Source organism: Neobacillus sp. SM06 (genome assembly GCF_050496765.1).
Lineage (GTDB): Bacteria > Bacillota > Bacilli > Bacillales > Cytobacillaceae > JAEVLT01.
Map to the genome: position 1 here is coordinate 72,501 of NZ_JBNWEO010000017.1, position 14,108 is coordinate 86,608.

15 protein-coding genes and 2 rRNA genes (1 of these 17 only partly in view) are annotated in these 14,108 nt (G+C 42.2%); 16 read left to right on the forward strand and 1 reads right to left on the reverse strand.

Annotated elements, in window-relative coordinates; genetic code table 11:
* The 14 genes from ACQYAD_RS13610 to rsmI form a co-directional block, all read left to right on the forward strand.
* Nucleotides 1–1,173, forward strand: a 23S ribosomal RNA gene (locus tag ACQYAD_RS13610); it begins 1,766 nt to the left of the window's first position.
* A gap of 81 nt (nt 1,174–1,254) precedes the next feature.
* Nucleotides 1,255–1,371 (forward strand): 5S ribosomal RNA (gene rrf, locus ACQYAD_RS13615).
* An 845-nt stretch (nt 1,372–2,216) separates the two neighbouring features.
* Complete coding sequence (locus ACQYAD_RS13620; RefSeq protein WP_430238980.1) at nt 2,217–2,420, forward strand: sigma factor G inhibitor Gin; 204 nt, start codon at nt 2,217–2,219, stop codon at nt 2,418–2,420.
* 97 nt (nt 2,421–2,517) lie between these two features.
* Complete coding sequence (locus ACQYAD_RS13625; RefSeq protein ID WP_430238983.1) at nt 2,518–3,957, forward strand: aminotransferase class I/II-fold pyridoxal phosphate-dependent enzyme; 1,440 nt, start codon at nt 2,518–2,520, stop codon at nt 3,955–3,957.
* A 52-nt stretch (nt 3,958–4,009) separates the two neighbouring features.
* Nucleotides 4,010–4,636 carry a dTMP kinase gene (tmk, locus tag ACQYAD_RS13630; RefSeq protein WP_430238985.1) on the forward strand — a complete coding sequence of 209 codons (627 nt, stop codon included), beginning with the start codon at nt 4,010–4,012 and terminating at the stop codon, nt 4,634–4,636.
* 136 nt (nt 4,637–4,772) lie between these two features.
* On the forward strand, nt 4,773–5,264 hold the full coding sequence (locus ACQYAD_RS13635; RefSeq protein WP_430238987.1) for a PaaI family thioesterase: 492 nt from the start codon (nt 4,773–4,775) through the stop codon (nt 5,262–5,264).
* Nucleotides 5,265–5,360: 96 nt separating this feature from the next.
* Nucleotides 5,361–5,597 (forward strand): glutaredoxin family protein, encoded by a 237-nt coding sequence (locus ACQYAD_RS13640; protein ID WP_430238989.1) that lies wholly within the window; start codon nt 5,361–5,363, stop codon nt 5,595–5,597.
* Between the two features lie 181 nt (nt 5,598–5,778).
* On the forward strand, nt 5,779–6,108 hold the full coding sequence (locus ACQYAD_RS13645; protein ID WP_430238991.1) for a cyclic-di-AMP receptor: 330 nt from the start codon (nt 5,779–5,781) through the stop codon (nt 6,106–6,108).
* Between the two features lie 20 nt (nt 6,109–6,128).
* On the forward strand, nt 6,129–7,136 hold the full coding sequence (gene holB / locus ACQYAD_RS13650) for a DNA polymerase III subunit delta' (RefSeq protein WP_430238993.1): 1,008 nt from the start codon (nt 6,129–6,131) through the stop codon (nt 7,134–7,136).
* Nucleotides 7,129–7,953 carry a PSP1 domain-containing protein gene (locus ACQYAD_RS13655; RefSeq protein WP_430238995.1) on the forward strand — a complete coding sequence of 275 codons (825 nt, stop codon included), beginning with the start codon at nt 7,129–7,131 and terminating at the stop codon, nt 7,951–7,953. Before holB ends, ACQYAD_RS13655 begins: the two co-directional genes overlap by 8 nt.
* Before the next feature lie 13 nt (nt 7,954–7,966).
* Complete coding sequence (yabA, locus tag ACQYAD_RS13660) at nt 7,967–8,341, forward strand: DNA replication initiation control protein YabA (protein WP_430238998.1); 375 nt, start codon at nt 7,967–7,969, stop codon at nt 8,339–8,341.
* Between the two features lie 152 nt (nt 8,342–8,493).
* Nucleotides 8,494–9,237: a tRNA1(Val) (adenine(37)-N6)-methyltransferase gene (locus ACQYAD_RS13665; protein WP_430239000.1), complete on the forward strand. Its 744-nt coding sequence runs from the start codon at nt 8,494–8,496 to the stop codon at nt 9,235–9,237.
* Nucleotides 9,224–9,511: a GIY-YIG nuclease family protein gene (locus ACQYAD_RS13670; protein ID WP_430239002.1), complete on the forward strand. Its 288-nt coding sequence runs from the start codon at nt 9,224–9,226 to the stop codon at nt 9,509–9,511. Before ACQYAD_RS13665 ends, ACQYAD_RS13670 begins: the two co-directional genes overlap by 14 nt.
* Entirely contained in the window at nt 9,489–10,364 is an 876-nt protein-coding gene (gene rsmI / locus ACQYAD_RS13675) for a 16S rRNA (cytidine(1402)-2'-O)-methyltransferase (RefSeq protein WP_430239004.1), read from the forward strand. The genes ACQYAD_RS13670 and rsmI overlap by 23 nt, the downstream gene beginning before the upstream one ends.
* A gap of 62 nt (nt 10,365–10,426) precedes the next feature.
* Here rsmI and ACQYAD_RS13680 read toward each other — a convergent pair whose 3' ends face one another.
* Nucleotides 10,427–10,711 carry an AbrB/MazE/SpoVT family DNA-binding domain-containing protein gene (locus tag ACQYAD_RS13680; protein WP_430239005.1) on the reverse strand — a complete coding sequence of 95 codons (285 nt, stop codon included), beginning with the start codon at nt 10,709–10,711 and terminating at the stop codon, nt 10,427–10,429.
* Nucleotides 10,712–11,197: 486 nt separating this feature from the next.
* On the opposite strand from ACQYAD_RS13680, the gene metG reads away from it, so the two are divergent.
* On the forward strand, nt 11,198–13,165 hold the full coding sequence (gene metG, locus ACQYAD_RS13685; protein ID WP_430239396.1) for a methionine--tRNA ligase: 1,968 nt from the start codon (nt 11,198–11,200) through the stop codon (nt 13,163–13,165).
* 165 nt (nt 13,166–13,330) lie between these two features.
* On the forward strand, nt 13,331–14,098 hold the full coding sequence (locus ACQYAD_RS13690; protein WP_430239007.1) for a TatD family hydrolase: 768 nt from the start codon (nt 13,331–13,333) through the stop codon (nt 14,096–14,098).
* The last annotated feature ends 10 nt before the right edge of the window (nt 14,099–14,108 follow it).

Sequence of the window (14,108 nt, forward strand, 5' to 3'; positions counted from 1 at the left end):
GGTTCACGCCCCGAAGAGCCGCAGTGAATAGGCCCAGGCGACTGTTTAGCAAAAACACAGGTCTCTGCGAAGCCGCAAGGCGAAGTATAGGGGCTGACGCCTGCCCGGTGCTGGAAGGTTAAGAGGAGGGGTTAGCTCACAAAGCGAAGCTCTGAATTGAAGCCCCAGTAAACGGCGGCCGTAACTATAACGGTCCTAAGGTAGCGAAATTCCTTGTCGGGTAAGTTCCGACCCGCACGAAAGGCGTAACGATCTGGGCACTGTCTCAACGAGAGACTCGGTGAAATTATAGTACCTGTGAAGATGCAGGTTACCCGCGACAGGACGGAAAGACCCCGTGGAGCTTTACTGTAGCCTGATATTGAATTTCGGTACAGCTTGTACAGGATAGGTAGGAGCCGTAGAAACCGGAGCGCCAGCTTCGGTGGAGGCGTCGGTGGGATACTACCCTGGCTGTATTGAAATTCTAACCCGCACCCACAAATTCTGGGTGGGAGACAGTGTCAGGTGGGCAGTTTGACTGGGGCGGTCGCCTCCTAAAGAGTAACGGAGGCGCCCAAAGGTTCCCTCAGAATGGTTGGAAATCATTCGTAGAGTGTAAAGGCACAAGGGAGCTTGACTGCGAGACCTACAAGTCGAGCAGGGACGAAAGTCGGGCTTAGTGATCCGGTGGTTCCGCATGGAAGGGCCATCGCTCAACGGATAAAAGCTACCCCGGGGATAACAGGCTTATCTCCCCCAAGAGTCCACATCGACGGGGAGGTTTGGCACCTCGATGTCGGCTCATCGCATCCTGGGGCTGTAGTCGGTCCCAAGGGTTGGGCTGTTCGCCCATTAAAGCGGTACGCGAGCTGGGTTCAGAACGTCGTGAGACAGTTCGGTCCCTATCCGTCGTGGGCGCAGGAAATTTGAGAGGAGCTGTCCTTAGTACGAGAGGACCGGGATGGACGCACCGCTGGTGTACCAGTTGTCTTGCCAAAGGCATCGCTGGGTAGCTATGTGCGGACGGGATAAGTGCTGAAAGCATCTAAGCATGAAGCCCCCCTCAAGATGAGATTTCCCATAGCGTCAAGCTAGTAAGATCCCTGAAAGACGATCAGGTTGATAGGTCAGAGGTGGAAGCGCGGTGACGTGTGGAGCTGACTGATACTAATCGATCGAGGACTTAACCAATGTAGTTGAATGCGCGGCCTCGTTCTTCGTTTACTTCTTCTTGATTACCTAGTTTTGAGGGAATGAACCTCAACAAAATAGCTTGGCGGCAATGGCGAGAAGGTCACACCCGTTCCCATACCGAACACGGAAGTTAAGCTTCTCAGCGCCGATGGTAGTTGGAACGCAAGTTCCTGTGAGAGTAGGACGTTGCCAAGCAAAGAAAAAGACAATCCTTTAAGGATTGTCTTTTTTATAATATCAGAATTTATATCTTAACTTATCTCTTGACCATTAAAAGGTAAAAATGAAGAAGTCCAATTCTCATATTTATCAAGATAAATGGTCACTAGAGGCTTCTCTAATGCCCGATTCCCCTGTTTTTTGGGTCAAAGCGGTCATTACTAGCTTCCTTAATGCCCAATTCTCCTGTTTTTTGGGTCAAAGCGGTCATTACTAGCTTCCTTAATGCCCAATTCTCCTGTTTTTTGGGTCAAAGCGGTCATTACTAGCTTCACTAATGCCCAATTCTCCTGTTTTTTGGGTCAAAGCGGTCATTACTAGCTTCCTTAATGCCCAATTCTCCTGTTTTTTGGGTCAAAGCGGTCATTACTAGCTTCCTTAATGCCCGATTCCCCTGTTTTTTGGGTCAAAACGGTCATTACTAGCTTCCTTAATGCCCAATTCTCCAATTTTTCAGGGTAAAACGGTCACTAGTGGCCTCCCGAATGCCCAATTCCCCTATTTTTCAGGGTGAAATGGTACTACTGGTTCCCCCGCACGCCCCCCGGAAAGCGAGTGACTGGAGCGGAAATCAACAGACCCCGTTTATCCACCAAACTAAAAAGGACCGGGCGGTTTTTGCCCGGTTTTTCTTACTAACCAGAAGTTAAAAGTATAGTTAGAAAAATGATGTTTATAATAAAATCGCCCTGCAATTCATTTCATATAGACATACACGCGGAATTGTTGATACACATAAACTAAATAGAGTGCACAGATTTTTTGGAAAATTGTATACAAATCGTTAAACAGGAAAGAATGAGTGTATGGAGGTGGAGGAAATGAGTTCGCTGGCAGCACATAAATTCGTTGGGGAAAAGTGCGTGATTTGTGAGCAAATGAAACCGAAAGGAATACATCTATACACATCTTTTATCTGTACTGACTGTGAAAAGGATCTAATTCAAACAGATACAAACGACCCGAAATATAAATTTTTTTTGAAACAGCTAAAAAAAATTGCAACACCGGGGATCTTTTCATAACAAGTCCGCATTTGGACTTCTTTTTTTTGCAAAGAAAAGAAGAATTGAATAGAATTTTTGTTAGAATAAAGAAGAACCATAGAAGGAAGTAGTATAAATGAATCAATCCGCGACACCTTTATATGATGCGTTAGTAAATTATTCGAAGAAAAATCCGATTTCCTTTCATGTACCCGGTCATAAAAATGGAAAGATTTTTGAGCCGAAAGGAAATTCTTTTTTTCACGATTTATTAAAACTGGATGCTACCGAAATAACGGGTTTGGATGACCTGCATGCACCGGAAGAGGCCATTTACGATGCCCAAAGTTTATTAGCTGATCTATTTCAAACAGAGAGAAGCTTTTTCCTTGTCAATGGTTCAACCTCAGGGAATCTAACGATGATACTGGCTGCGTGTGAAGAAGATGCCATTGTTCTTGTCCAGCGAAATTGCCACAAATCGATCATGAATGCGTTAATGCTGGCAAAAGTGAGGCCAGTTTTCTTAGAGCCTGAATATGATCCGCAATGGAAAGTGGCCGGAGGGGTTTCATTCGAGACCATTAACGAAGCACTTAATCGCTATCCGCAGGTAAGCGCCGTCATCTTAACCTATCCGAACTACTACGGCAGAGTGTTCGATTTGCAGCGCATTATTGAAAAAGTTCATCAGTTTCACATTCCAGTGTTGATCGATGAAGCACATGGCGCTCATTTTATTGCGGGTGACCCGTTTCCGCCATCTGCTGTTCAATTAGGAGCAGATATCATCGTTCAATCTGCACATAAGACGCTCCCGGCCATGACAATGGGGTCTTATTTGCATTTTAACAGTGCCTTTGTAAAAATGGACAAGGTGCTTGATTATCTGCAGATTTTTCAATCAAGCAGCCCTTCTTATCCTATTATGGCTTCACTTGACCTGGCACGAAGTTATTTAGGTACATATGAGTCCGCTGACAGCGGCTATTTAATAAGACAAATTAACGATTTCAAGCAGAAACTGAAGGCGATTCCCGGTTTGCGCGTTCTTGACTCCGAAAAAGGAGGAGATCCGCTGAAAATAACAATCCGATCAACATCTGGCTTCTCGGGGTATGCACTACAGAAACGGATTGAAGAGGCTGGGGTATTTACCGAGCTTGCCGATCCTTACAATGTGCTGCTCGTCTTTCCTTTATTGAAAAAAGCAATGAGCTTTCCATTGGACGAGGCAGCTGAAAAAATAAATCGCGCATTGAAATCGGTTCAGCCTATTAAGGGAACAGGATTGGCCGATTGTTTTTTCAAAAACAAGGAGACGGTTTCTTCATTAGGCGTGTCTTATAAAGACATGGCAAATTATCAGATAGGCGAGGCAACGATTGCTGAGGCTGCAGGGAAGCTGGCTGCAGAAACGATTATTCCGTATCCGCCAGGGATTCCATTGTTTTTAAAGGGAGAGGAAATGACAAAGGAAAAACTGCAAATGCTGCAAAACAATCTCGAGCTGGGTGCGCGATTCCAGGGAGGATCCTTGCTTGAAATAGGAAGGGTCAAGGTATTTTTAAAGTAATTTGTCAGCGGAAAGAAATTTCTGCAATGACATTGGTTTTTGGAGGTTTTTTATGTTAAATGGAAGATTTATCACGTTCGAAGGTCCAGAGGGGGCTGGAAAAACGACTATTATCAATATGATTGCCGATTGCTTTCCTGAAGCCGTTTTAACGAGGGAGCCGGGCGGAATCGAGATTGCTGAACAAATACGGGAAGTCATTTTGGATAAAAAAAATACGGCAATGGATGCACACACAGAAGCATTGCTTTATGCCGCCGCAAGACGCCAGCATTTGATCGAAAAGGTCAAGCCGGCATTGGAGGCAGGAAAAATGGTCTTATGCGACCGGTTTGTCGATAGTTCGCTTGCCTATCAGGGACACGCACGCGGCCTTGGAATTGAAGAAGTATTCAGCATTAACCGATTTGCCATCGGAGATTTGATGCCGGGGCTGACGCTTTATTTTGATATCGAACCAGAGGCCGGCTTAAACCGGATCAATAAACAAGAAGGACGGGAAATTAATCGTCTTGATCTTGAAGCACTTGATTTTCATCATAAAGTCAGAGAGGGGTATCACATGTTATTGCGGTGCTTTCCAGAGCGAATCGTGAAAATTGATGCTTCCAAAAGTCTCGAAGAAGTGTTTGAAGAGACATTAAAAATAATCAAAGAAAGAGGGAACAAAAAGGTCTGAGTATGGCCTTTTTGTTGTTTTTCTTTATAAGACGTTGCTAACATATACTTTACAAAAAATATACAAAATATTTCGTTAATTCGCAAAAAGTGTTATCGTAGGAATGAAGGTGAAACTGTAGAAAGGTGTGGGAAAGATGGAATGGAAAGTAGAAAAAGCTATTCAAGATGAATATCCGGCAGAGTTTGCCTGGTGTTACGGATGTGGACATTTAAATGAAGAAGGGCATCACTTTCGCACAGGATGGCACCAGAATGGAACACAGACGATTACCTTTTTTACACCAAAAGCGGCTCACACCGCACTTCCCGGTTTTGTATATGGCGGGATGATCGCTTCATTAATCGATTGCCATGGGACGGGATCGGCATCGCTGGCCCTTCATCGGAAAAATGGACACGAGTTAGGCGAGGGAGCCGAACCGCCGCGATTTGTAACTGCATCCCTTCGTGTTGATTTTATCAAACCTACTCCGCATGGTGTGCCATTAAAGGCGATTGGAACTGTTACTGAAATTCATCCGAAAAAGTGGAAAGTTGATTCGGAAATTTTTGCAAATGAACAGCTATGCGCTAGAGGTGAAGTAGTCGCAGTCGTCATGCCAAAAACATTTTTAACAAAAGAATAGTAGATTTGTGGTCGGCAGGAAATTGATTTTACTAAATGATTGCTTATAATGGAGATGGCAAGCGCAACATGGCAAGACAAGGGGGAAATTTTAGACATGGCAAAAAAAGTAGTTGTTTATTCGACACAAGGTTGCATTGAATGTGATATGGTCAAAAAAGTTCTGACTCAAGAAGGAATACCGTTTGAAGTGAGAGATGTTTTGGCTAATCCCGATTACCAAGCGGAGGTCGAAAAGTTTGGCTTTTTAGGTGTTCCGGTAACAGTTGTCGGTGATCGGGCCGTAAAAGGATTCAATAACGAACTTCAAGAATTGTTAAAGGATGTAAAATAGCAGCATCGTAAAAAAACCTGCTCCGCCATAAAGACCTTGGAGCAGGTTTTTTTAGGAAATTGATAACGTATGATCTCAGTGTTTTTACTCATTCATTGGTTTTGCACAATGAAAGGAAAGAAAATAACTGTTATAATGTTAGTAAGGATTGTCGGAAAAAAAACAAAAGGAGCTGGATCAGATGAAACTTATTGTTGCCATTGTACAGGATCAGGATAGCAATCGTTTATCAAAAGCGTTAATGGAAAACAACTTTAGAGCCACGAAACTTGCAACAACAGGCGGGTTTTTGCGGTCGGGCAATACAACGTTTATGATCGGAACAGATGATGATCGGATTGAAATGGCCTTAGAGATCATCAAAAAAAATTGCCAGTCGCGGGAACAGCTGGTTGCTCCTGTTTCTCCGATGGGTGGCAATGCGGATTCATACGTTCCTTTTCCAATTCAAGTGGAGGTCGGTGGAGCAACAGTGTTTGTTCTCCCGGTTGAGCAATTTCTGCAATTTTAACAGAACAAGTGGTGATCAACATGTTGAAAACGTGGGAACAGTTGGAAGGAATGCAGCCGATTGTTTTAAAAATGATGAAAAATAGTCTGTTGAAAAATCGACTCGCGCATGCCTATTTGCTTGAAGGAATGCGGGGAACAGGGAAAAAGGATACAGCCCTATTATTGGCGAAAACCTATTTATGCGAGGCGCCGGCGGATGGCTACAAGCCATGTGAGTCGTGTGCCAATTGCCGGAGGATCACTAGCGGAAATCACCCGGATGTTCACATGATCGAACCGGATGGATTATCGATAAAAAAACAGCAAATTAAAGAGCTTCAAGAAGAGTTTACAAAAAAGGGAGTCGAATCGGCTCGAAAAGTATATATTATTGTCGATGCTGATAAAATGTCTGTCAGTGCTTCAAATAGCTTGCTCAAGTTCTTGGAAGAGCCTAATTCGCAGACGCTCGCTTTTCTTTTAACGGACCAGCCACAAAAAATCCTTCCAACCATTCAATCAAGATGCCAAATGTTAACATTCAAACCGTTGCCACCAAAGGCAATGGCGGATGTCCTGGCAGGAAAAGGCGTTGACCGAAAAGATGCTCTGCTTTTAGCTCAAATGACAAATAATGTCGACGAAGCATTGAGGTTAAATGTCGATGAATGGTTTGCACAAGCGCAAAAAATAGTGTTAAAATTATATGAAGTGTTGAAGAAAAATCCGCTGGAGGCAATGGTCAGCCTTCAAGGAGATTGGCATCAGCACTTTAAAGAAAAAGAACAGATTGATCGCGGCTTAGATCTTTTACTTCTTATATTTAAGGATTTATTATATATTCAGCTGGGAAAACCGGAGCAAGCTGTTTATCAAAAGGAATTCGAACGGCTTAAACAGTTTGCATTAAAGGAGCCTGGCAGGCTTATTACCGAGCAGATAACTGCCATTCTCGATGCAAAGCGAAAGCTGCAAGCCAATATGAATCCTCAGTTGCTGATGGAACAGCTTGTGTTAAAATTGCAGGAGGGATCTTCAGTTGTATGATGTTGTAGGAGTACGCTTTAAAAAAGCGGGAAAAATCTATTATTTTGATCCCGGAGATCTTGCAATTGAAAAGGATGACTATGTCATTGTCGAGACGGTTCGCGGCGTAGAATATGGAAAGGCAGTCATTGCCCGTAAACAAGTAGGGGAGCATGACATTGTCCTGCCATTGAAAAAAGTCGTCCGGATTGCAGATCAAAAGGATCGAATGATTGTCGAGGAAAATAAGCAAGCTGCTCAGGAAGCATATGAAGTTTGCAATCAAAAGGTAAGCGAGCATCAGCTGGATATGAAACTGGTAGATGTTGAATATACATTTGACCGCAATAAAGTTATTTTTTATTTCACCGCGGATGGGCGCGTGGATTTTCGCGAATTGGTAAAAGATTTGGCAGCCATTTTTCGGACAAGAATTGAGCTCAGGCAGATCGGTGTCCGCGACGAGGCAAAGATGCTCGGCGGTATCGGACCATGCGGGAGAATGCTGTGCTGTTCAACATTTCTTGGTGATTTTGACCCTGTTTCGATTAAAATGGCAAAAGATCAAAATCTCTCTTTAAATCCAACAAAGATTTCTGGATTATGCGGCAGGCTGATGTGCTGTTTGAAGTATGAAAATGACGAATACGAAACAGCGAAAGAACAGCTTCCGGATCTTGGAGAAATGATTGACACCCCCCATGGTGTTGGGAAAGTTGTTGGCCTCAATATTCTTGAAAGGGTTCTCCAAGTGGAGCTAAAGAATCAGGAACGGGTTTTAGAATACACATTGGACGAAATTAAAGAGGGTGCATTCTCTATTCAATCCACAGATTAATGAGGTGGAAGGCGTGGATAAAAAAGAAATTTTTGATTCAGTCAGTAAAATGGAAATACAAATTGGAAACCTCTACCAAAAGCTTGGTGAATTAAAGCAGCATTTAGCCGAGATACTAGAAGAGAATCACTCTTTAAAATTGGAGAATGAAAACTTGAGGCGCCTTTTGGAAACAACTTCAAAGCGTGGAGGGCAAAAAAACTCGGAGCACAAGAAAGGAACGGCCAAAGCTGAAATCGATCAAAATAAGATGTTTGATATCGGCGAAGGGTATGATAATCTTGCCCGGTTATATCATGAGGGGTTCCATATTTGCAATCTGCACTTTGGCAGTCTGCGCAAGGAAGGCGATTGTTTGTTCTGTTTGTCTTTTCTTAACAAAAAATAATACATGCCTTCCTTTCCAAAGGAAGGCTGTTTTTATATAAAGGATACAGCAAAACCCTCCTAAAAGGAACAGTTGCCTGAACCTTTTCCTATAAAATACGAACGCTTGTTAGATAAAAAATAGTTGAATCGGTGTCTAGATGGAGGTTATGAATGGTAAATTTGAAAGAAGATGAAAGACTGGATTACTTGCTGGCGGAAAATTTGCGCATCATTCAGAGCCCATCTGTTTTTGCTTTTTCCCTTGATGCTGTGCTGCTTGCGAAGTTTGTCCATGTTCCGATCCAAAAGGGAAAGTTGCTTGATTTGTGCAGTGGAAATGGCGTTATTCCTTTATTTTTAAGCACACGAACAAAAGGAAAAATAACAGGAGTTGAAATTCAGGAACGTTTAATGGATATGGCGCAAAGAAGTATTGCGTACAATGGACTTGAAACAAGACTCGATATGATTCATGGCGATATAAAGGATATGCCGAGCCGGCTAGGTTATGGTCAATACGATGTGGTGACATGCAATCCCCCTTATTTTCTCACTCCATCCAAAGAGGAAATCAATCCAAATGAACATTTAGCCATTGCCCGGCATGAAATTTTATGCACGCTTGAAGATGCTGTTCGGGTATCAAGCCAGCTTGTTCGCCAAGGCGGGAAGGTCGCATTTGTCCATCGACCAGGGAGGTTTATTGACCTGATCGCGTTAATGCGGCACTATCGTTTAGAACCAAAAAGAATCCAATTTGTTTATCCGAAAAAAGACAAGGAAGCAAATATATTGCTGGTTGAAGCGGTTAAGGATGGGCGGCCCGATTTGAAACTAGTACCACCGCTTGTCGTTTATAATGATCAAAATGAATACACTCCGGAAATAAGTGAAATTTTATATGGAAAACAATGAACATTATTTTTATGTATTGACCTGTAAGGATGGAAGTTTTTATGGAGGCTATACGAACAACCTTGAACGGCGCATGAAACTCCATAATGAAGGAAAAGGCGCCAAGTATACAAGGGGCAGAGGACCGGTTGCGTTAACATTTTTTAAAAAATATCAAAATAAAAGCGATGCCCTTAAAGCAGAATGGAATTTTAAACAGTTAACAAGGAAGAAAAAAATTGAGTTTTTGCGAAAGGAAATGGGTGGATTTGATGTGGCAGCAGAAGAGTTTTGAAAATGAGGCGGATAAAGGCATTCTTTATCTTGTGCCAACACCGATCGGCAATTTGGAGGACATGAGCTTTCGCGCAATTCGAATATTAAAAGAAGCGGATCTTATTGCTGCAGAAGACACAAGAAATACGAGAAAGCTTTGCAATTATTTTGAAATTCACACACCTGTTGTCAGTTATCATGAACATAATAAAGAATTAAGTGGGGAAAAGTTAATTGGGAAATTAAAAGACGGCTTGACCATTGCGCTTGTTAGTGATGCGGGGATGCCGGCTATTTCCGATCCTGGTTATGAACTGGCCGCCAAGGCGATTGAAGAAAAGTTAACAGTTGTCCCATTGCCAGGAGCAAATGCTGCTCTTACATCATTGATTGCCTCCGGACTCTCCACTCAGCCTTTTTATTTTTATGGATTTTTAAATCGCCAAAAAAAAGAAAAGAAACGGGAGCTTGAAAGGCTAAAAAAACAAACAGGTACGATTATTCTTTATGAATCTCCACATCGGCTGAAGGAAACATTGGTGCTGATGATGGAATATTTTGGTGATCGAAAAATTTCCCTATGTCGGGAAATAACGAAAAAATATGAAGAGTTTATTCGGGGTACTATGGAAGAGGTGCTTGAATGGGCGGAACGTGAGGAGGTACGCGGGGAATTTTGCCTGATTGTAGAAGGAGTGCAATCAGGCACGAATGAAGAAGATGACTGGTGGAAAGATCTTTCGATTCCAGAACATGTCGAACATTATGTTTTAGTGAATCAGCTGTCGCCAAAAGAAGCGATGAAACAGACGGCAAAAGACCGCGGGCTGCAAAAAAGAGATATTTACCAAACCTATCATCAGCTAGAATAAAAAATGGCAATGAGAAAAGGCTGGCCAAATGCATGGTCAGCCTTTCTACTAATCTCGCAATTTTATTTAGCCATTTCGAAAGATTCTTGAATTTCTTTTAAGAGGATTTCAGCACCTTCACGGCTAAGAATTAACTTTCCGCCAGCTAAGGTTAAGTTGTCATCTGACACTTCTCCTGTTACTTGGCAAGTCATATTTGGTTTGTATTTTTTCAGGATGATACGCTCATCGTCAACATAGATCTCAAGAGCGTCTTTTTCAGCAATCCCTAATGTACGTCTTAACTCAATTGGAATCACTACCCGACCTAACTCATCAACTTTACGGACAATACCAGTAGATTTCATACTTCAATCTCCTCCCAGAAATAGGTTTTATTTCTTGCATTTACTCGTCATTATTCGACAAATTTCTCGTTACCTTTATAATACCAGCCATTCCCATATCCGTCAATTATTTTATTCTAAAAAAAATTAATTTTTCATGAGAAAGTTTACATTTGCTCTATATCAAAGGTTGGACAGGATATCATTTTTTTAATTGAAATGGTCACGACTCCTAAGAAAAAAGAAAGGAAAATGGATTTTCGCCAATTACCTACAAGTATTCGACAAACTTCTACACTTTCCTGCTTGTCTATTAAAAAATTCAAAATGGATTCCCTTTTTTTTGGGGTCGGTTGCGGTAATTTTTTCGTTGCTTATATATGAACTTGAATGATGAATCCTGCAAAGCTGGCTTTGTTGCACAAATCTTTATTTTTCGGTATATTTTGATGATAGAAGTACTAAAAAAAGGCAATAATGATCGAATAGGTTATTTTTCAAGGAGAGATACAGATGCAGGAAAAAACGAAAACATTTTACATCACTACTCCGATTTATTACCCGAGCGGAAATTTACATATTGGGCACGCTTACACAACGGTTGCGGGGGATGCGATGGCCCGCTATAAACGGATGCGCGGTTTTGACGTGATGTATTTAACGGGAACGGATGAACATGGCCAAAAAATTCAACGGAAAGCGGAAGAAAAAGGGGTTACGCCGCAGCACTATGTAGATGAAATTGTTGGCGGGATCCAAGAACTTTGGAAGAAACTCGATATTTCTTATGATGATTTTATTCGCACAACCGATGAGCGCCACAAGCAAGTCGTCGAGAAGATTTTTGCCAGATTGCTTGAGCAGGGGGATATTTACCTTGACCAATATGAAGGCTGGTATTGCACACCGTGTGAATCATTTTACACGGATCGGCAGCTTGTAGACGGCAATTGCCCTGATTGCGGCCGTCCTGTTGAAAAGGTTAAAGAAGAGTCGTATTTCTTTAAAATGAGTAAATATGTTGATCGCCTCCTGCAATATTACGAGGAAAACCCGGAATTTATTCAGCCGGAATCACGCAAGAACGAAATGATCAATAATTTTATTAAGCCGGGGCTGGAAGACTTGGCCGTTTCGAGAACGACATTTGATTGGGGAATCAAGGTGCCGGGAGATCCAAAGCATGTGATCTATGTTTGGATTGATGCATTGTCCAATTATATTACAGCACTTGGCTACGGTACGGAGAACGATGCAAAATATTTAACGTATTGGCCTGCTGATGTTCATCTTATGAGCAAGGAAATTGTTCGCTTTCATACGATCTATTGGCCAATTATGCTGATGGCTCTGGATATCCCGCTGCCAAAGAAAGTATTTGCCCATGGCTGGCTCTTAATGAAAGACGGGAAAATGTCAAAATCAAAGGGAAATGTTGTTGATCCTGTTACATTGATCGATCGCTATGGCCTGGATGCTTTACGCTACTATTTATTAAGGGAAGTTCCGTTTGGGGCTGATGGAGTGTTTACACCTGAAGGATTTGTCGAAAGAATTAATTTTGACTTGGCAAATGATTTGGGGAATTTGCTCAATCGGACCGTTGCGATGATTGAACGATATTTTAATGGTGTCATTCCTGTTTATGGAGGCTCTAGCAGTTCATTTGATTCAGCATTGCTAAAAGTGAATCAAGAAGTGGTTGCAAAATACGAAGAAGCAATGGAAAAGATGGAATTCTCGGTTGCCTTAACGACCATTTGGCAGCTAGTAAGCCGGTCCAACAAATATATTGATGAAACCCAGCCGTGGATTTTGGCAAAAGAAGAAGAGCGGAAACCGGAATTGGCAAGCGTCATGACGCATTTAGCTGAGTCACTAAGAAGAATTGCGATCCTTCTTCAGCCATTTATGACTCGTACACCGGAGGAGATTTTTAACCAGCTTGGAATAAACGATTATTCGTTAAAATCATGGGAAAGCTTAGAGACTTTTGGCAGGATTCCTGAAGGGACAAAAGTGGAGAAGGGGACACCACTATTCCCTCGACTTGAGATGGAAGAAGAAGTTGAATTTATTAAAACGAAAATGCAGGGTGCCAGTGCTCCCCAAGCAGAGAAGCCAAAAGAAGAAGAAAAACCTGAACTTCCAGATGAAATTTCCATTGATGAATTTATGAAAATTGATCTCCGCGTTGCTGAAGTGATTGCAGCCGAGTCGGTGAAAAAAGCGGATAAACTGCTGAAACTACAGCTAGATCTAGGCTATGAAAAGCGCCAGGTTGTCTCCGGTATTGCCCAATATTATCAGCCGGAAGAATTGGTCGGGCGGAAAGTAATTTGCATTACGAATTTGAAGCCCGTTAAACTACGCGGTGAATTGTCGCAAGGCATGATTTTAGCAGGCTCAAAAGACGGTCAACTCTCATTAGCTACGGTTGATCAAACCTTGCCAAATGGGGCAAAAGTAAAATAAACGATCCATGTGCAAGCGCCTATAAAGGCGCTTATCATTTGTAAAAAGCTTTGGTTCGTCAAATTATCTTGGTAAAGTCGACAATTTTCATCATAAATGTTTCACGTGGAACATAATTCGTGTTTTTTCTCATGTTCTAGTAAATTATTTTGAAGGAGAGTTAACATGTTGTTTGATACCCATGCTCATTTAAATGCTGACCAATATGCAGATGACTTGGAAGAAGTGGTTGAACGGGCAAAACAGGCTGGCGTTTCCAATATGGTGATCGTGGGCTTTGATCGGCCGACGATTCAAAAAGCAATGGAATTGGTTGAACACTATGATTTTATGTATGCAAGTGTCGGCTGGCACCCGGTTGATGCGATTGACATGACAGATGAGGATTTAGCATGGATTGAAGAACTGGCTTCACACCCAAAAGTGGTGGCACTCGGTGAAATGGGGCTGGATTATTATTGGGACAAGTCACCAAAAGAGATTCAAAAAGAAGTTTTCCGAAAACAGATTCGGTTGGCGAAGAAAGTAAAACTTCCAATCGTTATTCACAATCGTGAAGCGACTGCGGATATAGTGGAAATTTTAAAGGAAGAGGGTGCAGAAGAAGTGGGTGGGATCTTGCACTGTTATAGCGGGAGCCCTGAAATAGCCAGAGAAGTTGTCGAAATGAATTTTTATATTTCTCTCGGAGGCCCTGTTACGTTTAAAAATGCAAAAAAACCAAAGGAAGTAGCCGCGGAAATACCGCTGAATAAGTTGTTAATTGAAACCGATTGCCCATATCTATCACCACATCCGTATCGAGGAAAACGGAATGAGCCAGCCTATGTTAAATTTGTTGCAGAACAAATTGCAGAAATTAAGGGACTGTCTTTGCAAGAAGTAGCAGAGGCAACGGCGGCAAATGCGAAAAAATTGTTCGCCATAAAATGATAAGGAAAGG